Source organism: Sphingomonas sp., from assembly GCF_003248515.1.
Classification (GTDB): domain Bacteria; phylum Pseudomonadota; class Alphaproteobacteria; order Sphingomonadales; family Sphingomonadaceae; genus Sphingomonas_I.
Window position 1 is genome coordinate 117,664 of the sequence record NZ_QFOB01000005.1, and the last position, 22,682, is coordinate 140,345.

Below are 22,682 nucleotides of genomic sequence, written 5' to 3' on the forward strand. Positions count from 1 at the left end.
CTGTCGCACTCTCTTTTTGATTCATGCATACAATGTGTCGACATTGCATGCATTGAGCGGAGGGCCGCTTTTGTCAAGCCGGGCGCTGCGATTCCGGCATTTTACGGGGTGATCGGCCGGATGGCCTAACGAGCGGGATGATCGGGGCGTTCCGGGAGCCGCCGGCTCGCAGCCTTCGCATTCGGGGGAGGGGCGGTACGCCGTCTCAGGCGGCGCGCTCCTCGGCTGCCGGTTCGTCGCCCAGTATCGCCCGCGCCACGGCTTCGGCCACCTTGATGCCGTCCACGCCCGCCGAAAGGATGCCGCCCGCATAGCCGGCTCCTTCGCCCGCCGGAAACAGGCCGGCCGTGTTGAGGCTCTGGAAATCGCGGCCGCGCGTGATGCGTATGGGGGAGGAGGTGCGCGTCTCCACGCCCGTCAGCGTCGCATCGGGATGATCGTAATTCGCGATCTGCCGGCCGAAGACGGGCAAGGCCTCGCGAAAGGCGTCCAGCACGAAATCGGGCAGGCAGGCGGCCAGATCGGTGGGCGTCACGCCCGGCTTGTAGGAGGGCGTCACCTGGCCCAGCGCGGTCGAGGCGCGGCCCGCGAGCAGATCACCCACCAGTTGCACCGGCGCCGAATAACTGGAGCCGCCCGCCGTGAAGGCCAGGCTTTCCAGCCTGCGTTGCAGATCGATCCCCGCCAGAGGGTGGCCGGGATAATCGCGCTCCGGCTCGATCCCCACCACCAGCCCCGAATTGGCGTTGAATTCGGCGCGTGAATATTGGCTCATGCCATTGGTGACGACGCGCCCCGGCTCGGATGTGGCCGCCACCACGCGGCCGCCGGGGCACATGCAGAAGCTGTAGACGGTCCGCCCGTTCGCGCAGTGATGGGATAGGCTGTAGGCGGCCGCGCCCAGATCGGGGTGGCCCGCGCAAGAGCCGAAGCGCGCGCGATCGATCCAGCTTTGCGGATGCTCGATCCGCACGCCGATGGAGAAGGGCTTGGCCTCGATGTGCACGCCACGCTCGTAAAGCTTAGCGAAGGTATCGCGCGCGCTGTGCCCCACCGCCAGCACGACATGTGCGGCCTCCAGGAAGCTGCCGTCGCTCAGGTGCAGCCCGCGCAGGCGCCGCGTGCCGCCGGGGCCGCTTTCCACCTCGAAATCCTCGACGCGCGTGCCGAAGCGATATTCGCCGCCCAGTTCCTGGATGGTCTCGCGCATGCTTTCCACCATCGTCACGAGGCGGAAGGTGCCGATATGCGGATGTGCCTCGGTCAGGATTTCGGGGGGCGCGCCGGCCTTCACGAACTCGGTCAGCACCTTGCGGCCCAGAAAGCGCGGATCCTTGATCTGGCTGTAGAGCTTGCCATCGGAAAAGGTGCCCGCGCCGCCCTCGCCGAACTGCACGTTGCTCTCGGGCTCCAGCACGGCGCGGCGCCACAGGCCCCACGTATCCTTCGTGCGCTCGCGCACCACCTTGCCGCGCTCCAGGATGATCGGACGAAAGCCCATCTGCGCGAGGATCAGCCCTGCGAAGAGGCCGCAGGGTCCGGCGCCGATCACCACGGGGCTGGGGGTGTTTGCGGGCGCATGGCCGATCGGGCGGTAGGCGTCGTCCGGTGTCGGGCGGATGTGCGGCTGGCCGGCGAAGCGGGCGAGGGTCGCGGCCTCGTCGGCCAGCGTTACGTCGACCGAATAGACCATCTGGATCGCGGACTTGCGCCGCGCATCATTGGCGCGCCGCGCGATCTTCCAGTCGATCAGATCGGTGGGCGCGATCCCCAGCCGCGTGAGGATGGCCTCTGGCAGCGCCTCGGGCGGATGATCCAGCGGCAGCTTGATTTCGGACAGGCGAAGCATGGCGTTCCTCTAGGCCGAAACCATGCTTCTGCGAAGGTGCGGCCCAAAGCCGGGGGTGCCCCCCGCTTCGCGCCGCGCGCTTCGCCCGTGGCACCCGCGCCGGATTGCGCTTCCTCCCGAACATCGGAACCCGTAAGGCGGCGCGCGATGGGGCGCGGCGCGGTTTGCCGCACAACCCTGACATACGAGGCAAAGAATGAAGAACAGCGCGACCGACATCATGCAGGAGATCCTGTTCTCCGCCGTCATGGAAGCCGTCGCCGCGCTGAAGACGGCATCGAAGGGCATGCCCAATTCGCTGCTGCGCGATATCAACGCGATGGGCCCGAACACCGCCTTTGCCGATCTGCCAAAGGAAGTGCAGGCCAGCATCGCCGCCACCGTGCGCACCGCCTTCAACCGGCTGCTGAAGGAAGGCTATTCCGTGGCACCCACGGCGACCGCCGCGCCAGCGCGCCCGGCCGGCCCGCGCCCGGATGGGCCGCGCGGCCCCCGGCCGGATGGCCCGCGAGGCCCGCGCCCGTCGGGTCCGCGCTCCGATCGTCCGCGCGGTCCGCGTCCGCCCTCCGACGGGCCGCGTCCGGCATCGCCCGGCGGCCGCACCGGCCCGCGCCGCCCGCAGCGCTGAATCGGCGCAACGCAGCCAAGAACGCCGACGTGGCACTCCGGATTCCTGCGTAGGCGGGAAGGCTGGCCCTGTGCGGCGCCGCTATCCGGCATCCTTTGCATTTGCGCTTGTTCGCATAGGAAAAACTGCGCACACCCTCCGCCGTTCGCCAGAATGTGGGGGTGAAGAATGAATCGCGTGAAGAAAATCCGTTCCGGCCTCTTTCTCGGCATCGCCGCGCTTGCCGGCGGCGCTGCCGGCGCCCAGGCTGTCGATGTCGCCGCGTTGAAGACGCGCGCCGTGGCCGGCGTGGATGCGCGCGCCAAGCTCGCCCAGGTCATCACGGATAGCGTGTTCAGCTTTGCCGAGCTTGGCATGCACGAGGAGGAAACCTCCAAATATCTGACGGCCCTGCTGGAGAAGAACGGCTTCACGATCGAGCGTGGCGTGGCCGGCATGCCCACCGCCTGGGTCGCGAAATGGACGAACGGCACGGGTGGCCCGGAAATCGCGCTCGGCTCGGATCTCGATTGTATCCCCAAGGCATCGCAGAAGCCGGGCGTTCCCTATCGCGATCCGCTCGTCGCCGGCGCGCCGGGCCATGGCGAGGGGCATAATTCGGGGCAGGCCGTGAACATCGTCGCGGCCCTCGCCGTGAAGGAGATCATGACGAAGGAGAAGATCCCCGGCACGCTCGTCATGTGGCCGGGCGTCGCGGAGGAGCTTCTCGCGGGCAAGGCCTTCATGGTACGTGCGGGCGTGTTCAAGAATACCGACGCCGTTCTCTTCACGCATGTCGGCAGCAATCTCGGCACGCGCTGGGGCTATTCGGGGGGCACCGGCCTCGTCTCCGTCGAATATACGTTCACGGGCGAGGCGGCCCATTCCGCCGTGGCGCCGTGGCGCGGACGTTCGGCGCTGGACGGCGTCGAGCTGATGGATGTGGGCTGGAATTTCAAGCGCGAGCATCTCCGGCCGGAGCAGCGCTCGCATTATGTGATCAGCGATGGCGGCGATCAGCCGAACGTGGTGCCGCCCACGGCCTCCGTCTGGTATTATTTCCGCGAACAGACGTTCGACAATATCAAGAACTTGTACGAGACGGGCAACACGATCGCGCAGGGCGCGGCCACCATGTCCTTCACCACCGTCAGCCATCGCCTGCTCGGTTCGGCGGCGCCCGGCCATTTCAACCGGCCGATCGCGGAGGATGCGGAACAGAATATCAAGGCGGTCGGCCTGCCCAAGTGGACCGATGAGGAACAGGCCTTCGCCAAACTCGTCCAGAAGAATATCGGCGCGCCGCAGGATGGCCTCGATACCCAGCTGGGCGAGCTGCGCCCGCCGCCCGCCAATCCCGGCAGCGGGCCGTCCGACGATATTGGCGACGTTTCGTGGAACGTGCCGACGATCGTCGTCTCCTATCCCGCGAACATCCCGAACCTGCCCGGCCACAATTGGGCCAATGCGATCGCGATGGCCACGCCCATCGCGCACAAGGGCGTGGTTGCGGGTGCCAAGGTGATCGCGATGACGACGCTGGATCTGCTGACCAAGCCGGAGCTGCGCACCGCCGCGAAGGATTATTTCACCAATGTCCAGACCAAGACGCAGAAATATGTTCCGATGCTCGCCGCCACCGACAAGCCGCCGGTGGAGCTCAATGCGGATATCATGGCCCGCTACGCGCCGCAGCTGAAGCAATATTATTATAACCCGGCGAAATACGGCACCTATCTGGAGCAGCTCGGCATCAAGTGGCCGATGATGGACACGCCCCCGGGCAAGGGCCCAGCGCCCAAAAGCTGAGGCGCGGTTCCCGCACATATCCGTTCCGTCGTTCCTGCTCTCGCGGGGATGACGGGACATTACCTCCCACTATCCCCAGCATGCTTCGGGATAGCGGGAGAGGGATCGGTCTCCCGCATCCCCTCCGGGACTGTCCTAGCGCGGCCAACCTGTGCAAAGGGGCCGCGATGCGAATCCCCGCGCCCTTTGCTTTCGCCGCCGCGCCTTTGCCCGGGCCTCGCGCGCATGTGTGCCCGAACGCACGCGTGAGCGTTCGCGCCTGTGCCCGCGCGACGCGCGCCTGCCCCTATGAGGCGCGACGTTCGTGTGACTTTTGACGCCACCGCATTTCCGAGAAACGAGGTTCCTGCCATGCTGATTGCGCTCTTCCCCGGCGACGGGATCGGTCCCGAGGTCATCGCCCAGGCGCGGCGCGTGCTGGATGCGGTCGTCGGTGATCGCCTGTCCTATGAGGAAGGGCATGTCGGCTATGTCGCCTATGAAGCGGCCGGCCATCCGCTTCCGGAGGAGACGCTCGCCATCGCGCGCAAGGCCGATGCCGTGCTGTTCGGCGCGATCGGCGATCCGCGTGGCGATAGCCTCTCGCGCGATCTCCGCCCCGAGCAGGCGATCCTCGGGTTGCGCAAGGAGCTCACCCTCTTCGCCAATCTCCGCCCGGCCAAGCTTTTCCCGGAGCTGGCCGATGCCTCCGCGCTCCGCCCCGAAGTCGCCTCCGCGATCGATCTGGTGATCGTGCGCGAAACGAATGGCGACGTGTATTTCGGTGAGAAGGGCATGCGGAAGACAGCCACGGGCCGCCGCGAGGGCTATGACATCATGTCCTATGATGAGGACGAGGTCGCCCGCATCGCCCGCGTCGGCTTCGAAACGGCGCGCGCCCGGCGTGGCAAGCTGTGCTCGGTGGACAAGGCCAATGTGCTGGAGACCTCGCAATTGTGGCGCGATGTCGTGATCGAGGTTTCGGCCGAGTATCCGGACGTGTCGCTCAGCCACATGTATGTCGACAATGCCGCGATGCAGCTGGTGCGCAATCCCGGCCAGTTCGACGTGATCGTCACCGGCAATCTCTTCGGCGACATCCTTTCGGATCAGGCCAGCATGTGCGCGGGCTCGATCGGCATGCTGCCCTCCGCGACGCTCGATGTGAACAAGAAGGGCCTGTACGAGCCGATCCACGGCTCCGCGCCGGACATTGCCGGGCAGGGCAAGGCCAATCCGCTCGCGACGATCCTCTCGGCCGCGATGATGCTGCGTTACTCGCTGGGCCTCCCGGCCGAGGCGGACCGGATCGAGGCGGCGGTGGCGGCCGCGCTGGCCGCGGGCGCCCGATCGCCCGATCTCGGCGGCACGCACACCACGGTTCAGATGGGCGACGCGGTTCTCGCCGCGTTCTGATGGCGCAGGCGGCGGGCGCGGATCTGCCGCTGATGGCGGCATGGCTGGCGGCCCGTTCCCTTTCGCGCGGCCTGCCCGCGCCGGTGCCCGATCGGGGCGGCATCCGGGTTGATACCGGGCATGCGGACGAACGCCGTCGCTATGTGTTCGCCGCGCCCTGCGAAGGCCTGCGTGAGCTGGGGCGGGAGCTTGACGAGCCGTTCGTGCCGCTCAAGCTCTGCTGTCCGGCGGAAGAGTTGCTCGCGCTGCTGCCGCGGCGCTGGACGATCAGTTCGAACAGCTGGGTGATGGGACGGGGCGGCTTTCCGGGCGCTCCGCCCGCTTCCGCGATGGCGGCAGACCGGGATGGCGAGCCGGGCGCGGGCCTGCCGCCCGGCTACACGCTGATCGTGGAAGGGCAGGCCCCCGTCTGGTTCGCCCGCATCGTCGCGGAAGACGGTATGCTCGCCGCCAGCGGCTATGCCGCCCAAGCCGCCAGCGGCCTTGTCGCCGAAAGCGAAGCCGTTTTCATCTATGATCGCATCAAGGTCGATCCGGCCCATGGCCGGCGTGGTCTCGGCCGGGCGCTGATGGCGGCGCTGGCGCTCCGCCGCGATCCCGCCCTGCGCGAGGTGCTTACCGCCACCGCCGCCGGCCGCGCCCTCTATCTCCAGCTCGGCTGGCGTGATCTCGCGCCATATTCGACAGCGGTGATCGTTGCCTGATGGCGTGCCGCCATGCGCCCGCGTCGGCGGACGCTGAAAAGGCTCATTCGCTGGCGAATAATTCCTTCTCGATCGCGCTCACCAGCGCATCGTCATCCGGCGCCGTATCCGGCGCGAAGCGCGCGACCGGCTCGCCATCCCGGCCGATCACGAACTTCTCGAAATTCCATAGCACTTCGGGCTGCGGATTCGGCGTCATGCCATAGCCTTCCAGTCGCGCCCGCATGCCGGCATCGTTCCGCGCCGCCGGAATGGCGGCCGTCAGCTCGCGATACAGGGGATGCTTGTCCGGCCCCACCACGCCGATCTTCGAGAACATCGGAAAGGCCACGCCATAATTGGTCGTGCAGAAATCGAGGATCTCGCTGTCCGTGCCCGGTTCCTGCGCCGCGAAATCGTTGGCCGGAAAGCCCAGCACGGCGAAGCCTTCGTCCTTATATTTGGCGTAGAGCCTCTCCAGCCCGTCATATTGCGGCGTTAGCCCGCATTTGGAGGCGACGTTGACGATCAGCAGAACCTGGCCGGCATAATCGGCAAGGCTGGTCGTTTCGCCACTGATGGTCTTCAGCGGCACGTCCTGGATGGCGGTCATCGGCGGATCTCCTTCACTGCCCGCTTCTGCCCGCTGCCTGCTACAAGTCAACGTCACCAAGCATTGACGGCGGGGGCGCGCCCGCCGCAAAGGCTTGCTCCATGAAAAGGAAGACCGGTCAGGATCGTTCGATCACCAGCAACTGGCGCCCCGCCACGCAGGCGGTGCGCGGCGGCACCGCGCGTTCGGAATATGGCGAGACGAGCGAGGCGCTCTTCCTCACCTCGGGCTACACCTACGACAAGGCTGCCGATGCCGCCGCGCGCTTTGCCGGCGAACAGCAGGGGATGACCTATTCGCGTCTCCAGAATCCCACCGTGGAGATGCTGGAACAGCGCATCGCCCTGATCGAGGGTGCCGAGGCCTGCCGCACGATGGCGACAGGCATGGCCGCGATGACAGCCGCACTCCTGTGCCAGCTCAGCCAGGGCGATCATGTCGTCGCCGGTCGCGCCGCCTTCGGCTCGTGTCGCTGGCTCACGGATACGCTGTTGCCGCGCTTCGGCATCGAGACGACGATCATCGATGCGCGCGATCCGGATCAGTGGGCGGATGCGGTGCGGCCGAACACGAAGGTGTTCTTCTTCGAGACGCCGGCCAATCCCACTCTGGATATCGTGGATCTGGCGGCCGTATGCGGCATCGCCCGCGATCGCGGCATCACCTCGATCGTGGACAATGCCTTTGCCACCCCGCTGCTCCAGCGGCCGATGGATTATGGCGCGGATATCGTCGCTTATTCCGCCACCAAGATGATGGACGGGCAGGGCCGCGTGCTCGCCGGCGCCGTATGCGGCACGACGGAGTTCGTCGAGAACACGCTTCTCTCCTTCACCCGCAATACCGGGCCGACTCTCTCCGCCTTCAATGCCTGGGTGGTGCTGAAGGGGATGGAGACGCTCGACCTGCGCATCCGCCGCCAGAGCGAGAATGCGCTGAAGGTCGCGACCTTCCTCGACAAGCGCGTGCCCGAATGCCTCTATCCGGGGCTGGCCAGCCATCCGCAGCATGAGCTGGCCATGCGCCAGATGCAGGCGGGCGGCACGATCCTCGCCGTCAATCTCGATGGCGCGCGCGCGCAGGCGCATGGCCTGCTCGATGCGCTGGCCCTGATCGACATCTCCAACAATATCGGCGATTCCCGTTCGCTGATGACGCATCCCGCCTCCACCACCCATGCCGGCCTCAGTGCCGAGGTGCGCGAGGCGATGGGCGTTGGAGAGGGGATGTTGCGCCTGAACGTGGGTCTTGAGGATCCGGAGGATCTGATCGAGGATCTGGATCGCGCGCTGGAGACGATCGGCCTGTGACGACGCTCACGGATCTGCTTTTCCCCCATGTGGCGGAAACGCAGGGCGTGATCGTGCGCGTGTCCGTGAGCTTTCTCGCCGATCAGTCCCAGCCGGAGCGCGGCCGCTGGTTCTGGTCCTATCATATCCGCATCGAAAATGCGGGCGAGCAGCCGGTGCAGCTCGTCAGCCGTCGCTGGATCATCACCGATGGCCATGGTGCGCGCCATCGAGTGGAAGGCGATGGCGTGGTCGGCGCGCAGCCCGTCCTCGCGCCGGGCGAAAGCTATGATTATGTCTCGGGCTGCCCGCTCGATACCGCGACCGGATCGATGGAGGGCACCTACCGGATGGTCTGGGCGGATGGCGATACGTTCGATGCGCGTATCCCGCGTTTCGCGCTGGTCGGTTCGGTCGGCGCGGAATAAGGCCGCCTGCGATGAAGCGGACGCACCTGCCCCTTAACGCGCTGCGCGTGCTGGATGCCGCCGCGCGCCATCTTTCCTTCACCCGCGCGGCCGATGAGCTTGCGGTGACGCCGGCCGCCGTCGGCCAGCAGATCCGCGCGCTGGAGGAAACGCTGGGCGTTGTCCTCTTCCGCCGCACTGCCAAGGGACTGGAGCTGACGCCGGAAGGCGGCGCCGGGCTGGAGCCGCTGCGCCGTGGTTTCCTCGAATTCGAGGAAGCAGTGCGGGCGATGCAGGCGGGCCAGACCTCGAAGACGCTGACGATCGCGGCACCGCGCGATTTCACGGCGAAATGGCTGGCGCCACGCCTCGCCCTGTATGGCCGCACCGATCCCGAGCTGCGCTTCAAGCTCGTCGCGGCGGATGAGGGCCTCGATTTCACCGAAGCCAATCTCGATCTCGCCGTCTGCCTTGCCGTCACGAAGGGCGAGCATGAGGGCGTGACGGTGGGCGGCACCGATTATGTGACGGTCGCGGCGCCCGATGGCGGCATGGACGAGCCGATCGGCTGGCCGGGCTCGCCGGATGCCCAGGCAGAGCCGCTCCTGTCCGTCGCCGATGCGGGGCTCGCCATCGATGCCGCCACGGCGGGTTTCGGCCGGGCGACCGTTCCGGCCCTGCTGGCGGCGGCCGACATCGCCGCCGGCCGTGTGATCGAGGCGGGGCGCGTCACCTCGGATCAGGCCTACTGGCTTGTCGCGCCTGTGCCGCAGTGGCGCCAGAAGAAGGTCAAGGCGCTGGTCGCCGCGCTCACCGCGGCCTGATCCCGCCGGCCTTCCGACTGCGATCGTCTTCCGGCCGTCCGGGGCCTCTCAGGCGTCGATCGCTTCCTCGTCCAGCGCGCTGGCATTGGCCTGAATGAAGGCGAAGCGGTGCTCCGGATTCTTGCCCATCAGCCGATCGACCAGATCGCGCACCACCGCGCGCTCCTCATATTCCTGCGGCAGCGTGATGCGCACCAGCGTCCGCGTCCGCGTGTCCATCGTCGTCTCGCGCAGCTGCTGCGGATTCATCTCGCCCAGGCCCTTGAAGCGCGCGACTTCCACCTTCTTGCCCTTGAACTCCTTTGCCTCGATCTCGGCGCGCTGGGCGTCATCCTGTGCGTAGAGGCTCTTGCCGCCGGCCGTGAGCCGGTAGAGCGGCGGCTGGGCGAGGAAGATGCGGCCGTCCCGCACGATCGCCGCCATTTCCTGGAAGAAGAAGGTCATCAGCAGGGTGGCGATATGCGCGCCGTCCACGTCGGCGTCGGTCATGATGATGATGCGTTCGTAGCGGAGCGCCGCCGGATCGCATTTGTCGCGCGTGCCGCAGCCCAGCGCCAGCGTGAGATCCGCGATTTCCTGGTTGGCGGTCACCTTGGCGCTGGCGGCGGAAGCCACGTTCAGGATCTTGCCCCGGATCGGCAGGATCGCCTGCGTCTTGCGATCGCGCGCCTGCTTGGCGGAACCGCCCGCGCTATCGCCTTCGACGATGAACAGTTCGGTGCCGGCGGGATCGTCATTCGCGCAATCGGTGAGCTTGCCGGGCAGGCGTACCTTGCGGCCGGACGTGGCCGTCTTGCGCTTCACCTCGCGCTCGGCCTTGCGGCGGAGGCGATCGTCCATCCGATCCAGCACGAAGCCGAGCAGGGATTTACCCCGGTCCATATTGTCCGAAAGGAAATGGTCGACATGATCGCGCACGGCATTTTCCACGAGGCGCGCGGCCTCGGGGCTGGTCAGGCGATCCTTGGTCTGGCTCTGGAATTGCGGATCGCGGATGAAGACGGAGAGCATCAGTTCGATCTCGGAGGTCACGTCCTCCGGCGCGATATCCTTGGCCTTCTTGTTGCCGACGAGTTCGCCGAAGCTGCGCACCGCCTTCACCAGCGCCGCGCGCAACCCCTGTTCGTGCGTGCCGCCATCGGGGGTGGGGATGGTGTTGCAATAATAGCTGTAGCTGCCGTCCGAATGGAGCGGCCAGGCCACGGCCCATTCGACCGAGCCCTGCCCATCGGGAAATTCCTGCCGCCCCATGAAGGGCTCGGCCGTGGCGCAGGCACGCTCGCCCAGCTGCTCCTTCAGATGATCGGCCAGGCCGCCGGGGAACTGAAACACCGCTTCGGGCGGCGTATCGTCACCGATCAGGCTGGGATCGCAGCGCCAGCGTATTTCGACGCCCGCATAGAGATAGGCCTTGGAACGGGCGAGCCGATAGAGCCGCGTCGGCTTGAAGCGCATCGCCTCGCCGAAGATTTCGGTGTCCGGCGTGAAGGAAACGCTGGTGCCCCGCCGGTTCTGCGTCTGGCCGACCACCTCGAGGGCGGAGGTGGGGACGCCACGCGCATAGGTCTGGCGGTAGACCTGTTTTTCCCGTGCCACCTCGATCACGAGATCGGAAGACAGCGCGTTCACCACGCTGCTGCCCACGCCATGCAGGCCGCCGGACGTATTATACGCTTTGCCCGAAAATTTGCCGCCCGAATGGAGCGTCGTCAGGATCACCTCGAGCGCGGACTTGCCCGGATGCTTGGGATGTTCGTCAATGGGGATGCCGCGCCCATTGTCGACCACGGTGAAGCGATTGCCCGGCGCCAGCGTCACTTCGATGCGGTTGGCGTGGCCCGCGACCGCCTCGTCCATCGCATTGTCGAGCACTTCGGCTGCCAGATGGTGGAAGGCACGCTCGTCGATGCCGCCAATATACATGCCCGGCCGGCGGCGAACCGGCTCCAGCCCCTCCAGAACCTCGATCGAGGAGGCGTCGTAGGTGGCGGTCGTCCGGGAGGAGGATGCGAAGAGATCGTCGGCCATGTGCCCGATGATTAGCGTGTGCCGAGCGGCCTGTCAGCATGGGCGCGCATGGCCGGGGTCGCGGCCTCATGGAGATCCGTCCCACCCCTCATGTCGAGCTGGATGCGGGCCGGGGTGAGGTCCCCGATCTTAATCGGGCTTCCTGCCGAGCCCGGCTTTGGCCCGGCGGATTTCCTCCTGCCGCATCGGCATGGAATCGATCGTCGCCTGCAATCTCTTCTCGTCGAGCGGCGTGGGGGAATCGATTGCGATATGGCCGGATTTGCCGATCAGCAGCGCGCGGAAGCGTTCGGGGGCTGCCCGGAAGCGGCGGCGCAGCTTCAGATCCTGATCGTGCGCGCCGATCACTTTGCCTTCGGCCACCTGCACCAGCACGAGATCGCGCGCTGCGGCACCCGCTGCGAAACGCGCCATGATCCGGCGTTGCGTCTCCAACTGGCCATCACGCATCGAAGGGGCGAAGACGAGCAGCACGCGATTATGCTGGCTCATCCCCGCGACCGAGCGGAGATCCTCCTCGGCCGCGACGGCTGGCGCGCCGATCGCGAGCGCCGCCACAAGGATCAGGATCGGGCCAGAAAAACGGCGCATCCCGGCGGAACGCCGGAATGCCTCCATATATCCGCCGTCCCGCCGCCCGCGCATGTCCAGCACGAGCGGGAGGCGGTCGGCAGCTGTCTCAGCGGACGCGCGGGCCGCCATAGGGGAGCGGCGGCGGCGGGCGACGGTCACGACGCGGCAACTGTGCCTGATAGGCGACCGAGCAATGATCGAGGCAATAAGGGAAGCCAGGGTTCACCGCATTGCCGCAGAAATGGAAATCGGGCTCGCCGGGGTGGCCGAGCGGCCACTTGCAGATCCGGTCGTTCAGATCGAGCAAAGATGTCTTGTCCGCCATCTCCGCCGAAGGCTTGGCGGGGACGAGGCGGCGCGGCGGCGCGGGCGGGATGGGGGCCTGCTGCTCATGCGGATTCTGGCGGGTGAAGCCGCCGGGGCCGATCGAACGGAGGACAGGCTCATCGCGTGCTGGCGCCGCGGGCGGCACGATCGGCGCCATCGGAGCCGCGGTCGGCGCCGGCGCGGCTGGAGCGGGGGCTGTGGGTGCCGCGACCGTCACGGGCGGCGGCGGGGGCGCGGGCGGCGCCTCGCGCACGACAGGATCCGGCGTGGGAGCGGCAGCGGCGGGCGCCGGCGCGGCATCGGTGGGCTTCACCGGCGACGGGCGCGATTGCAGGCCCAGGCGGTGGGCCTTTCCGATCACGGCATTGCGGCTCACGCCGCCGAGGCTTTCGGCGATCTGGCTGGCCGTCATCCCGGCCTCCCACATCTGCTTCAGCCGGTCGATACGCTCGTCGGTCCACGACATGGCACTCAGTTCCTCATCACGTCATTCACGGGGCGCTTGCCGCGCCGCGGCGCGGGGACTAGGCGAAAGCCATGGCCACCCCGCTGGATAAAAGTCATCACGCCCCCGGAGAACCGGTGATCCCGACGATCAACTGGGGGGGATTGCGCGCGCTGTATGTGAAGGAGGTGCGCCGGTTCTTCAAGGTGCAACTGCAGACGATCTGGGCGCCGGCCTTTTCCGCGCTGCTTTTGCTGATGGTTTTCTCCATCGCGTTCGGGCGCGGCGGCAATGCCGTGATGGGCTTTCCCTTCGCTACCTTCGCCGCGCCGGGCCTCATCATGATGGCGATGCTGCAGAACAGCTTCGCCAATGCCAGCTTCTCGCTGATGGTGGGCAAGATGCAGGGCACCATCATCGATTATCTGATGCCGCCGCTCTCCAATGCGGAATTGCTGGCGGCGCTGGCCGGAGCCGCGATCACGCGCGCGCTGCTGGTGGGGGTGGTCGTGTGGCTGGCGATGCTGCTTTGGCCGGGCGGCGCGGTCTTCCCGATCCACCCGCTCGCGGTGATCTGGTTCGCGGTTGGCGGCGCTGCGATGATGGCCTTTTTCGGCGTAATCGTTTCGATCTGGGCGGAGAAGTTCGATCACAACGCCACGATCACCAATTTTGTGGTCCAGCCGCTGTCGCTGCTCTCCGGCACCTTCTATTCGATCGAGGGGCTGCACGGCATCTTCCGGGCGATCAGCCACGCCAACCCCTTTTTCTATGTCATTTCGGGTTTCCGTTACGGTTTTCTCGGCCAGACGGATTCGCCCGTGCTGACGGGCGGCATCCTGCTGCTGGTGATCGATATCGTGCTGGCGGCCATCTGCTATGCGATGCTTCGATCCGGCTACAAGCTGAAGAACTGAACGGCGCTTCCGACGGGATGGTCAGGCGCCGGCCCACGAAGCCCGCTCATGAAAAAGCCCGGAGCGCTCCTGCGCCCCGGGCTCTGCGACATCAGAATGTCATCGTCCGATTCTAGGTCAGTCGGGCAATGGCTTCTTTCAGCTTGAGCTTCTGTTTCTTGAGCGCGTGAATGACGATCTCATCCGGCCGGGGCCTACTGGTCTCCGACGTGATCCGTGCGTCGAGCAGGGCATGCTTGGCGATCAGGGCTTGGGAATGGGAATCGGTCATCGACTCACTCCTCCTTCACTGGGGGGATGGGAAGTTAATCACGGATCGGGCCGCCTGTCTTGATGGCAATGCGTTAACCGGCGGAGCGTGCAGGGATCGCCTTGAGCGAAGCCCGTGGACGTCCTAACGTCCGGCTGCCGCAGGGCGGCTTCGGGGGATTGCGTGCATATGGACGAAGCCGACATCATCCGGCGGATCGGCGAACTCCGGCAGGAGCATCGCGATCTGGATGCGGCGATCGATGCGCTCGCTTTCTCGTCCTCCACTGATCAGATGCAGATTGCGCGCCTCAAGAAGCGCAAGCTGAGACTGAAGGATGAGGTGGCGGCGCTCGAGGATCTGCTGATCCCCGATATCATCGCCTGAGCGATCGGAACCTTTCGTCCGTGGCGCGGCCCTCAGCTTGCCGGAGACGCGGGTGTCTTCTTCGCCTGGCCGAATTTGTCGAGCAGCCCGCCGGCCGCCGTCTTCAGCTTTTCGCGCCGTGCGGGGCTGGCGAGCACGGCTGCCGCCGTCGCGCCGAGCGCGAGCCATCCGAACGTGGTGAGGCCGGGTTTCTGGGATGCGTTGCTGGCCATGATCATCGTCTCCTTCATGGGTTCGAACCGGCCGCCGCCTCGTCCGTTCCCCGCTTCGTCGCATGGATGCGGCGGTTCGTTGGAGACACCCGAAAGGCATTCGGCCGAAAGGAGCCCGGCGTTCCTTCAATCCGCAGAGGGATCGCCTTGAGCAAAAGGCCATGAGCAGCGCCACGCCCGTCGATGAAACCGGCATCCTGATCCGCGAGGGCGGCAGCTTCTGGCTGCGTCGCGATGCGGGTGGGCGCTATCTGCTGGAATTGCCCCGCATGCCGGTGGATGAGGTGGAAAAGCGCGTGCGTGTGATCGGCATCCTGTCGGCGGAGGGGCTAGTGATGGTCGAGGGCGTCAGCCTCGCGGACAGGTAGCAACCGGCGCGAAACGAGTTTAGCCTGCCGCCGCGTGCCGCGCCCGCGCATGGGGAAGGGCGCCGGGAGGTTCGCATGACGCTCATCCTTGCCCTGCTCATCGGAATCGTGGCCGGCCTTCGCGCGATGACCGCGCCCGCCGCCGTCGCTCTCGCAGCACGCTTTCACGGCTGGCCGATCGAAGGTTCGCCGCTCGCCTTCATGGCCTATCGCTTCACGCCGTGGATTTTCCTCGTCGCGGCGCTCGGAGAATTGGTGACGGACCAGCTTCCCTCGACGCCCAGCCGAAAGGTGCCCCAGCAATTCGGTGCGCGCCTCGTCACGGGGGCGCTGGCGGGCGGTACGATCGGCGCCGCGCATGCCATGCTGTGGGGTGGAGTATTGGCCGGCATTGTCGGCGCGATCATCGGCACGCTCGGCGGGGCGGCCGCGCGTGGCGCGCTGGCGCGGCGCTTCGGCAGCGATCGGCCGGCAGCTCTGATAGAGGATGCGGTGGCGATCGTCGGCGCTTTCCTGATCGTCGCGGCGGTATGAGCCGTTCGTTCGACGCGATCATCGTCGGCGCCGGCCAGGCCGGCCCGGCGCTGGCCGCGCGCCTGACGGGCGCGGGCATGAAGGTCGCGCTTGTCGAGCGGCATCATGTCGGTGGCACCTGCGTCAATACCGGGTGCAAGCCCACCAAGACGATGGTCGCCAGCGCCTATGCCGCGCATCTCGCCCGAAGGGGTGCCGATTATGGCGTGGGCATCGGCGCTCCGATCACGATCGACATGGGCAAGGTCCACGCCCGCGCGGAAAAGATCATCCTTGATAGCCGGAAGGGCAATGAGGATTGGCTCGTCGCGATGGAGGGGCTCACTTTCCTTCGCGGCCATGCCCGCTTCATCGGCCCGCGCATGCTTGCGGTGGGCGACGAGACGATCACGGCGCCGCGCATCTTTCTCAATGTCGGCGGCCGGCCGGCCATCCCCGATCTGCCGGGCGTGGCCGATGTGCCGTTCCTCACCAACAAGGGGATGATCGCGCTCAAGGAAGCGCCCGCGCATCTCGTGGTGGTCGGCGGCTCCTATATCGGGCTGGAATTCGCGCAGATGTTTCGCCGGTTCGGCTCGAAGGTCTCCATCGTCGAGATGGGGCCACGCCTGATCGGGCGCGAGGATGAGGATGTATCGGAGGAGATTCGCGGCATCCTCACGGGCGAGGGCATCGAGGTTCGCACCTCGGCCACCTGCATCACGATGAAGCGGGGCGATGCCGGCGTGATCGTCGGCGTCGATTGCGGGGAGGGCGCGCCGGAGATTGCGGGCAGCCATGTGCTGCTCGCCACGGGCCGCAGGCCCAATACGGACGATCTCGGCCTGGATGCCGCCGGCATCGCCACGGACAAGCGCGGCTACGTCACGGTGGATGATGGCCTCGCCACCTCGGCGGAAGGCGTCTGGGCGCTTGGCGATTGCAACGGTAAGGGCGCTTTCACGCACACCGCCTGGAACGATCACGAAATCGTCGCCGCCAATCTGATCGATGGCGAGAGCCGCAGGGTGTCAGATCGTATCCCCGGCTATGCGCTCTATATCGATCCCCCGCTCGGCCGGGTGGGGATGACGCTGGCCCAGGCCCGGGCGACCGGCCGGCCGCTGCTTCATGCCAAAAGGCCCATGAAGCGTGTCGGGCGCGCGGTGGAGAAGGACGAGACGCTGGGTTTCATGAGCCTGACGGCCGATGCGGAGACAAGGAAGATCCTGGGTGCCGCGATCCTTGGCACGGGGGGTGACGAGGCCATCCACGCCATTCTCAACCTGATGAACGCCGGCGCCACGGTGGATAGGCTGCGCTGGGCGGTGCCGATCCATCCGACCGTTTCAGAATTGCTGCCCACGCTCGCGGGGGATCTCGCGCCGGTTTGACAGGGCTATCCCGCGTGCCCCGGACGCGTGGCCCGATGACGGACCGTTAATCTTCGCCTGCTACAGGCGGAATTATGCGTTTTCTCTGTTTTCTCGGACTGCATCGGTGGCGGACCAGGCCCACGGCCCGGCCGGGGACGAGCGTGTCGCGCTGTCGCCTTTGCGATCGCGTGAAGGTGCGGCGGAAGCGGATCTGCCCGGCCGAACAGGCCGCAAAGGAAAGCGCCCCGCCGGCGTGAGGTCGGCGGGGCGCTGCGGCAACTCTCGCAGTTGCCGCCCCGTCGATTTATCCGGAAATCCTTATCATATTCTTTGCCGGCGCAGCTCTGTGCCATCGCGGCGGCGCTGAAGGCGCAGTTCGCCGCTGATCGATCGCTGGAATGCCTGCAACTGGGCGATGCGGGCCGTATCCGGCGCCGGCCTCGCCATTTCCGTTTCGATCGCTCGCTGCACCCGCTTGTGCTGCTCGATCAGAAACGTGTGAAGATTATGCGGCAAAAGCAGGCTCCCTGATTTCGGGTCTTTCGTGCCAGCTACGTCAGCAATTGCGGGTCGGTTTCGCGGGACGTGCGGATAGTCTCCTCAGCGGAGTCGCGAAAAATCGCCGAAATCATCCCGTACGGGGCGGCTGCCAATGCGCTCCACAGCGATGATATCGCGTCGCCCGGCGGCCATGCCCGCCCACGCCGTTCAGCATATACTGGCGCGGGCGGAAGAAGGGGCGCTCCGGTCGATCGGGGCACCGGGGGCGATCAGGGCACCAGGGTCGATCAGTAGGGCGTCGTCGATCAGTGCACCGGCATGGGCCGTTCCACCTTCATCGCGCCGTTGCGGACGGCGGCGAAAGTGGCGGCGGGGATGGGAGGGGCCTTGTTGCCCCAGCTGGAGCGGACGAAGCTGACGGTCGCCGCCAGTTCGTCATCCTTCAGCGAATCCCGGAAGGCGGGCATGCCGCCCCGCCCGTTGAGTACCGTCGCGGCGACCAGCTTGGGATCGCCGACGACGAACTTGTTCTTCGCCAGCGCGGGAAAGGCCCCCGCTATGCCTTCGCCCGCCGCCTGATGGCAGGCAGAGCAGTTTTCCGCGAACAGGGCCTTGCCGTCGGGAGCGGCGAATGCGGGGGCTGCCAGAGAGGATGCGACGAGAAAGATACCGAACGTCTTCATGATGGATCCTGTCATGTCGTGGGCAGGGTGAGGGGATCAGGCGGCGGCAGATGCGCGCTTGTGGAGCGCATCGATCTGCATCCAGGCGCTCTCGATGCCGCCGGCCTGCCATCCGCCGATATGGCTGAGATGCTCGCCGGCCAGATAGACGCGGCCCTCCGGCTTCAGCAGCACCGGATAATCGCGCGCGCGCGCCTCATCGCTCCACATGCCCCAGCCGCCCAGATTATATTGCACGCGGTGCCAGGCGACGGAGAAGGCGCTTTCGAAGCTTTCGCGATAGGCCGGGAAGATCTTCTGGCCGAAATCCACGGCGAATTTGGCGCGCTCGGCCGGCGAAAGCGCGCTCACCTTCGCGGCATCGCCCATGAACTGATAATAGCCGAGCAACGTGCCCTTCTTGCCCATCCAGTCGGTGGACGGGAGCGAGATGGAGCCGATCTCCGCGAAATCCGTGTAAACGTGGCCGCCATAGATCCAGTGATCCTCTTCCCAGAAGCGGCGCTTCATCTGCAGGCCGATCTTGCCGACCGGGGCATAGGCGCAGCCGTTCATCGCCGCCTTGAAGGCGGGCGAGAAGCCGGTGTCGATCGTCTTCAGCACGGAGAGCGGGATGGTGCAGATGCAATAGTCGCCCTTCACGACGCTGCGCTGCCCCTTGCCGTCCACCACCGAGACCTCGACGCCCTTGGCATTCTGCCGGATCTTTTCGACCACGGTGGAATAGACGATCTTTTCGCCCACGCCGCCCTTCGTCACGAAGCCGGTGGGCAGCATGTACATTCCGCCCTTGGGCTGGAACATCGTGCGCTGCTGATCCCATTCCGACACGGACGACAACACCTTCCACGCCTGCGAATGGAGCAGATCGGTGAGGGCATAAGGCTTGGATTCCTCGCCGGCGACTAGGCCGGCGCCCGGCTTCACGATCCAGCCGCGCCCCTCTGTGCCGTGATAATCGTGGGCGGCGCCCTTCAGATAGCCTTCGGCGGAAAGATATTCGAGGAACTGTTCCCGATCGGCCGCATCGAACTGCTTGTCGAGCGCGCCGCTCTGGGTGAGCTTCGCGAAGATCTCGGCCGAATGGCCGCGCATGTCGGCCGCGATCTCGGACTTGCGGATCGGCTTGTTGGCCAGCGGCCCGCTGCCCTTGGTGAAATACATGAAGCTGTTGTCATTGTCGTTGTTGAACAGCTCGATGTCGACACCGAACTCCTTGATATAGTGGAGCGTCGAGCGGTGATGGAACGGGATCCGCCAGGGCCCGTGATTGATATATTGCCCCTCGTCGAACGTGCAGGTCTGCGTCTCGCCGCCAAGTTCGGTCAGCTGGAAGCCCTTGCGCGCCGTCTGCGATCGGCCGCCCGCGAAGGATCGCGCCTCGATCACCGTCACGTCATAGCCGGCCTTGCCCAGTTCGTAGGCGGATGTGAGCCCGGCCACGCCGGCGCCCAGGATGATGATCCTCTTGCCGCCGCCGCCGCCCTGCAACGGGGGCGGGGCCGTCTGGGCGGAAGCGATTCCCATGCCGAAGGCTTCGAGGCCCATCAGCATCAGGGTCGTGCCGCCGACGGCGCTGAGCCGCTCTAGGAAGGCGCGGCGCGTCATCGTCATTGTAATTCCCCTCATCCCCGGAAGCCGGTTGGCCGGTCCCGCCGGGCATCATTGATCGATCGGCGCAGGCCCGAGTCAAGCGCCGAAATGACAGGGGGCGCCGAACCGTTCGGCGCCCCCCGCTTCATGAAGTCGCGTCAGAAATCGAAGGTCACGCGACCATAATAATAGCCGCCGTTGATGCCGTAGGGCGAATAGGTGAGCGGCTGGTTGTAAACCACGCCGCCGCCGGCCGTTTCGCCATAGGCCGCCAGGTAGGGCTCGGCCTCCGGATTTTTGTCGAACAGGTTGTTCGCGCCGGCCGCGAGCGTGAGCTTCGGCGTCAGCTTGTAGCCGATTTCCAGATCGGTGATCCCGGCCGCCTTGATACGGGTTGGCGTGTAGAGGCCGCCGCCGTCATTGTAGATCGCGCTCGTCTTGGAATAATAGGTTTCGCGCGCGGTGACGTTGAACTTGCCCAGGTTCCAGTTCACGCCGCCGATCAGTTTCAGCTTGGGCGTCGCATCGGTCAGATAGCTCTGCTGCGAAACGTCGAACACCGACTGGCCAAGCGCCGCGATCGGCGCCGGGTTCGCACCTTCGCTGCGCAGCGTCGTCTTGTTGTAGGCGCCCGACAGCGTGAAGCTGGCGCGGCCATAGGAGCCGAAGTCCGCATCGTAGCTGGCAACGATGTCGACGCCGCGCGTGCGCGTCGTCGGGCCGTTCACGAAGGCGACGATACCGGAATTGGCGAAGGTCTCCAGCACATAGCCGGAAGCCTGCGCCGCGCGGAACACCGCGTCACCCACCGACAGGCTGTTGATCTGCGAGCTGCCGACGATCCGGTTCTTCAGCTTGATCTGGAAGGCGTCGATCGTGACGGTCAGGCGCGAAACGGGCCGGAAGACGAAGCCGCCGGAGAAGTTGGTCGAGGTTTCAGGCTTCAGATCGGGGATGCCGAGGATCTTCGCCGCCGCCGAATTGGCCGCCAACTGCACGAAGGAGGAATTCGGCGAGACGTTGACCTGGGTGTAATAGGATTCGGCCAGCGTCGGCGCGCGGAAGCCGGTCGAAACAGTGCCGCGGATCGCGATCGCGTCGTTGAAGTCGTAACGGCTCGTGATCTTCCAGGTCGTCTTGTTGCCGAAGTCCGAATAATCCTCGTAGCGGACGGCGCCGTCCAGCTTGAGCCCTTCGACCGGCGTCAGCGCGAGATCGCCATAGATCGCCCAGTTATGCCGGCGATGGCCGCCCGATGCCGCCGGGCTGTAGCCCGGGAAGGATTGGGCACCCGTCTTGTAATAGGAGAAGGGGTCGCCGGGGGAGATGGTGTAGCTGTTCAGCCGATATTCGGCGCCCGCCGCGAGCAGGGCGATATCGCCGAAGCTGTGGGTGACGTCGAGGTTCGATGTCCACTCGAAATTCTCGAACTTGCCATCGTAGAAATCGGTGGGGGTGGAGCCCGTGTCGATGAACAGGTTACGGTTGGCGGAGTTCAGCGTGTAGACCCGCGCCTGATCGAGGCCGAAGGTCGTGCTCAGATCCCAGTTCCAGCCCGCGACCGAGCCCTTGGTGCCCCCCGTCGCCGAATAATCGGTTTCCTTGAACGCTTCCTGCGGACGGAAGCCCGTACGCGAGAAGATGTAGCTGGGATTGGCGGCGACGGTCGCATTGTAGACCGCGGCTGAAACCGTGCCCGGATCGACGCCGAGTACGGAGGTGCGGACGAGGCGGTTCGGCAGGCGCACATTCTCATAGGCCTTGGCGTCGCGATAGCCGACGGTGCCGAAGGCGTAGAAGGAGAGATTGTCGGTCGCATCGAAGCCGGCGTTGAACGAGCCGACCGCGAAGTGCGAGCGCGCATCACCGACGATCGGATTCACGCGCGGATAGTTCAGCATCGCCTGGTAATCGGAGGCGAGGGCGCCGCTGCCGCCGACCGCGCCGGTCAGCGGATCCTGCACGCGAATATCCTGCTGGCCGCGCTGGGTGTAATTGTGGAAGCGGTAGAAGGCGGTCAGGTTGAGGTAGCCGCGATCATTGACGATGCCGTAGTTGATCGAGGTCGACGCGGTTTCACCATCACCGTCATAGGTCTGGCCGCCGGTTGCGGAGATCGAACCGCCTTCCTTCTTCTTCAGGATGATGTTGACGACGCCGGCGATCGCGTCCGAGCCATATTGGGCCGACGCGCCATCGGTCAGCACTTCGACATGATCGATCGAGGCAGGCGTGATGAAATCGAGATCGGGGGCGGCGCCGCCCTGGAAGGCGCTCGACAGGACCTGGAGGTTGGCGGTGCCGTGGCGGCGCTTGCCGTTGACGAGCACGAGGGTCTGGTTGGGATTGAGGCCGCGAAGGGCTGCGGAGAGCGTCAGGTTCGCCGCGTCGCCGCCGAAGGCCTGCGCCGTGAAGCTGGGAACGAGCTGGGTCAGGACCTGATTGAGGTTGGGCTGGCCCACATGCGTCATGGCATCGGCGCTGACGAGCTTGATCGGCGCGGCGCTCTCCGCGGCGGTAATGCCGATGGCGCGGGTGCCGGTGACGATGATCGCATCATCGGGTGCGCTCTGCGCCGGATCTGCCGGCGCGGGATCGGCGGCAAAGGCCGGAGCGGAGCCGGCAAGCGCGATCGCAAGCGCGATCAGGGACGTGGATCGGGAAATGGACATGGAAGATCCCCAGTATTGCGGAACCAATACCGCTCAGGAGCCTCTCCCAATGTCTGGCCGGGGCTGGCCTGCTTTATGCCCCGATCGTTCCGGGCGCAGAAAAGCATTCGCTGAATCCCCGTTTTGCGAGGATCAACGTCCGATTTCTGCGTTCCATGTTCCTGCGACGCGTAAAATGAGCCTATGCGGCCTTGGGAGCCTGTTATTCTGCTCCGGCACCGATGCTTCAGTTTCATGACCGCCTTGGCAAGCGGTCACGCGGTCGGAAGGCCCGATTGCGTTAACGTAGGCGGCGGATAGTTGCGTTCCGGCAACAGTCGGGCAATGTCGGCGCGACGCTCGTCTTGCGCCGGAATATATC

Annotated in this window: 23 protein-coding genes; 13 read left to right on the plus strand and 10 right to left on the minus strand. The window is 66.0% G+C overall.

What is annotated here, in order from left to right; genetic code table 11:
* Positions 1-205: 205 nt before the first annotated feature.
* Positions 206-1,849 carry an NAD(P)/FAD-dependent oxidoreductase gene (locus tag DI605_RS10185; RefSeq protein ID WP_293972888.1) on the minus strand — a complete coding sequence of 548 codons (1,644 nt, stop codon included), beginning with the start codon at positions 1,847-1,849 and terminating at the stop codon, positions 206-208.
* Between the two features lie 196 nt (positions 1,850-2,045).
* Between DI605_RS10185 and DI605_RS10190 the strand changes: the two genes are divergently transcribed.
* The 4 genes from DI605_RS10190 to DI605_RS10205 all read left to right on the plus strand — a co-directional run bounded on the left by DI605_RS10190 (position 2,046) and on the right by DI605_RS10205 (position 6,364).
* Positions 2,046-2,477, plus strand: coding sequence for a hypothetical protein (locus tag DI605_RS10190; RefSeq protein ID WP_293972891.1), 432 nt, complete (start codon positions 2,046-2,048; stop codon positions 2,475-2,477).
* Between the two features lie 177 nt (positions 2,478-2,654).
* Entirely contained in the window at positions 2,655-4,265 is a 1,611-nt protein-coding gene (locus tag DI605_RS10195; protein WP_293972894.1) for a peptidase dimerization domain-containing protein, read from the plus strand.
* A 351-nt stretch (positions 4,266-4,616) separates the two neighbouring features.
* Positions 4,617-5,660, plus strand: coding sequence for a 3-isopropylmalate dehydrogenase (gene leuB / locus DI605_RS10200; RefSeq protein ID WP_293972897.1), 1,044 nt, complete (start codon positions 4,617-4,619; stop codon positions 5,658-5,660).
* Positions 5,660-6,364: a GNAT family N-acetyltransferase gene (locus DI605_RS10205; RefSeq protein WP_293972899.1), complete on the plus strand. Its 705-nt coding sequence runs from the start codon at positions 5,660-5,662 to the stop codon at positions 6,362-6,364. The genes leuB and DI605_RS10205 overlap by 1 nt, the downstream gene beginning before the upstream one ends.
* Positions 6,365-6,407: 43 nt before the next feature.
* On the opposite strand, the gene DI605_RS10210 is transcribed toward DI605_RS10205, so the two are convergent.
* Positions 6,408-6,956 carry a glutathione peroxidase gene (locus DI605_RS10210; RefSeq protein ID WP_293972902.1) on the minus strand — a complete coding sequence of 183 codons (549 nt, stop codon included), beginning with the start codon at positions 6,954-6,956 and terminating at the stop codon, positions 6,408-6,410.
* A 101-nt stretch (positions 6,957-7,057) separates the two neighbouring features.
* On the opposite strand from DI605_RS10210, the gene metZ reads away from it, so the two are divergent.
* From metZ to DI605_RS10225, 3 genes are read left to right on the plus strand one after another with little or no spacing between them, the layout of a single operon-like run.
* Positions 7,058-8,266: an O-succinylhomoserine sulfhydrylase gene (gene metZ, locus DI605_RS10215; RefSeq protein WP_293972904.1), complete on the plus strand. Its 1,209-nt coding sequence runs from the start codon at positions 7,058-7,060 to the stop codon at positions 8,264-8,266.
* Positions 8,263-8,673 carry a Co2+/Mg2+ efflux protein ApaG gene (gene apaG / locus DI605_RS10220; RefSeq protein WP_293972906.1) on the plus strand — a complete coding sequence of 137 codons (411 nt, stop codon included), beginning with the start codon at positions 8,263-8,265 and terminating at the stop codon, positions 8,671-8,673. Before metZ ends, apaG begins: the two co-directional genes overlap by 4 nt.
* A gap of 11 nt (positions 8,674-8,684) precedes the next feature.
* A complete protein-coding gene (locus tag DI605_RS10225) occupies positions 8,685-9,476 on the plus strand; it encodes a LysR family transcriptional regulator (RefSeq protein WP_293972909.1) in 792 nt (263 codons plus the stop codon).
* Between the two features lie 48 nt (positions 9,477-9,524).
* On the opposite strand, the gene parE is transcribed toward DI605_RS10225, so the two are convergent.
* From parE to DI605_RS10240, 3 genes are all read right to left on the minus strand, one after another.
* Positions 9,525-11,504: a DNA topoisomerase IV subunit B gene (gene parE, locus DI605_RS10230; RefSeq protein ID WP_293972912.1), complete on the minus strand. Its 1,980-nt coding sequence runs from the start codon at positions 11,502-11,504 to the stop codon at positions 9,525-9,527.
* Positions 11,505-11,633: 129 nt separating this feature from the next.
* Positions 11,634-12,095: a DUF4174 domain-containing protein gene (locus DI605_RS10235; protein ID WP_293972915.1), complete on the minus strand. Its 462-nt coding sequence runs from the start codon at positions 12,093-12,095 to the stop codon at positions 11,634-11,636.
* An 88-nt stretch (positions 12,096-12,183) separates the two neighbouring features.
* Positions 12,184-12,870: a GcrA family cell cycle regulator gene (locus DI605_RS10240; protein ID WP_293972918.1), complete on the minus strand. Its 687-nt coding sequence runs from the start codon at positions 12,868-12,870 to the stop codon at positions 12,184-12,186.
* Positions 12,871-12,941: 71 nt separating this feature from the next.
* Here DI605_RS10240 and DI605_RS10245 point away from each other — a divergent pair, with 71 nt between their 5' ends.
* Positions 12,942-13,766, plus strand: coding sequence for an ABC transporter permease (locus DI605_RS10245; RefSeq protein WP_293972921.1), 825 nt, complete (start codon positions 12,942-12,944; stop codon positions 13,764-13,766).
* A 112-nt stretch (positions 13,767-13,878) separates the two neighbouring features.
* Here the strand turns inward: DI605_RS10245 and DI605_RS10250 are convergent, their stop codons facing one another.
* Positions 13,879-14,037, minus strand: a complete 159-nt coding sequence (locus tag DI605_RS10250) for a DUF465 domain-containing protein (protein WP_293972924.1) — start codon at positions 14,035-14,037, stop codon at positions 13,879-13,881.
* A gap of 168 nt (positions 14,038-14,205) precedes the next feature.
* Here DI605_RS10250 and DI605_RS10255 point away from each other — a divergent pair, with 168 nt between their 5' ends.
* Complete coding sequence (locus tag DI605_RS10255) at positions 14,206-14,403, plus strand: DUF465 domain-containing protein (protein ID WP_293972927.1); 198 nt, start codon at positions 14,206-14,208, stop codon at positions 14,401-14,403.
* A gap of 32 nt (positions 14,404-14,435) precedes the next feature.
* Here the strand turns inward: DI605_RS10255 and DI605_RS10260 are convergent, their stop codons facing one another.
* Positions 14,436-14,615: a hypothetical protein gene (locus DI605_RS10260; RefSeq protein ID WP_293972930.1), complete on the minus strand. Its 180-nt coding sequence runs from the start codon at positions 14,613-14,615 to the stop codon at positions 14,436-14,438.
* A gap of 161 nt (positions 14,616-14,776) precedes the next feature.
* On the opposite strand from DI605_RS10260, the gene DI605_RS10265 reads away from it, so the two are divergent.
* From DI605_RS10265 to DI605_RS10280, 4 genes are all read left to right on the plus strand, one after another.
* Positions 14,777-14,983 (plus strand): DUF5818 domain-containing protein, encoded by a 207-nt coding sequence (locus DI605_RS10265; RefSeq protein WP_293972933.1) that lies wholly within the window; start codon positions 14,777-14,779, stop codon positions 14,981-14,983.
* Between the two features lie 75 nt (positions 14,984-15,058).
* On the plus strand, positions 15,059-15,517 hold the full coding sequence (locus DI605_RS10270; RefSeq protein ID WP_293972935.1) for a DUF4126 domain-containing protein: 459 nt from the start codon (positions 15,059-15,061) through the stop codon (positions 15,515-15,517).
* Positions 15,514-16,890, plus strand: coding sequence for an FAD-containing oxidoreductase (locus DI605_RS10275; RefSeq protein ID WP_293972937.1), 1,377 nt, complete (start codon positions 15,514-15,516; stop codon positions 16,888-16,890). The genes DI605_RS10270 and DI605_RS10275 overlap by 4 nt, the downstream gene beginning before the upstream one ends.
* A 312-nt stretch (positions 16,891-17,202) precedes the next feature.
* The gene (locus DI605_RS10280) at positions 17,203-17,403 is read left to right on the plus strand and encodes a hypothetical protein (RefSeq protein WP_293972940.1); all 201 of its coding nucleotides are present in this window, start codon (positions 17,203-17,205) and stop codon (positions 17,401-17,403) included.
* A 275-nt stretch (positions 17,404-17,678) separates the two neighbouring features.
* Here DI605_RS10280 and DI605_RS10285 read toward each other — a convergent pair whose 3' ends face one another.
* The 3 genes from DI605_RS10285 to DI605_RS10295 all read right to left on the minus strand — a co-directional run bounded on the left by DI605_RS10285 (position 17,679) and on the right by DI605_RS10295 (position 22,321).
* Positions 17,679-18,056, minus strand: a complete 378-nt coding sequence (locus DI605_RS10285) for a cytochrome c (RefSeq protein ID WP_293972943.1) — start codon at positions 18,054-18,056, stop codon at positions 17,679-17,681.
* Between the two features lie 36 nt (positions 18,057-18,092).
* Positions 18,093-19,670: a flavin monoamine oxidase family protein gene (locus DI605_RS10290; protein ID WP_293972946.1), complete on the minus strand. Its 1,578-nt coding sequence runs from the start codon at positions 19,668-19,670 to the stop codon at positions 18,093-18,095.
* A 137-nt stretch (positions 19,671-19,807) separates the two neighbouring features.
* On the minus strand, positions 19,808-22,321 hold the full coding sequence (locus DI605_RS10295) for a TonB-dependent receptor (protein WP_293972949.1): 2,514 nt from the start codon (positions 22,319-22,321) through the stop codon (positions 19,808-19,810).
* Positions 22,322-22,682 lie beyond the last annotated feature (361 nt).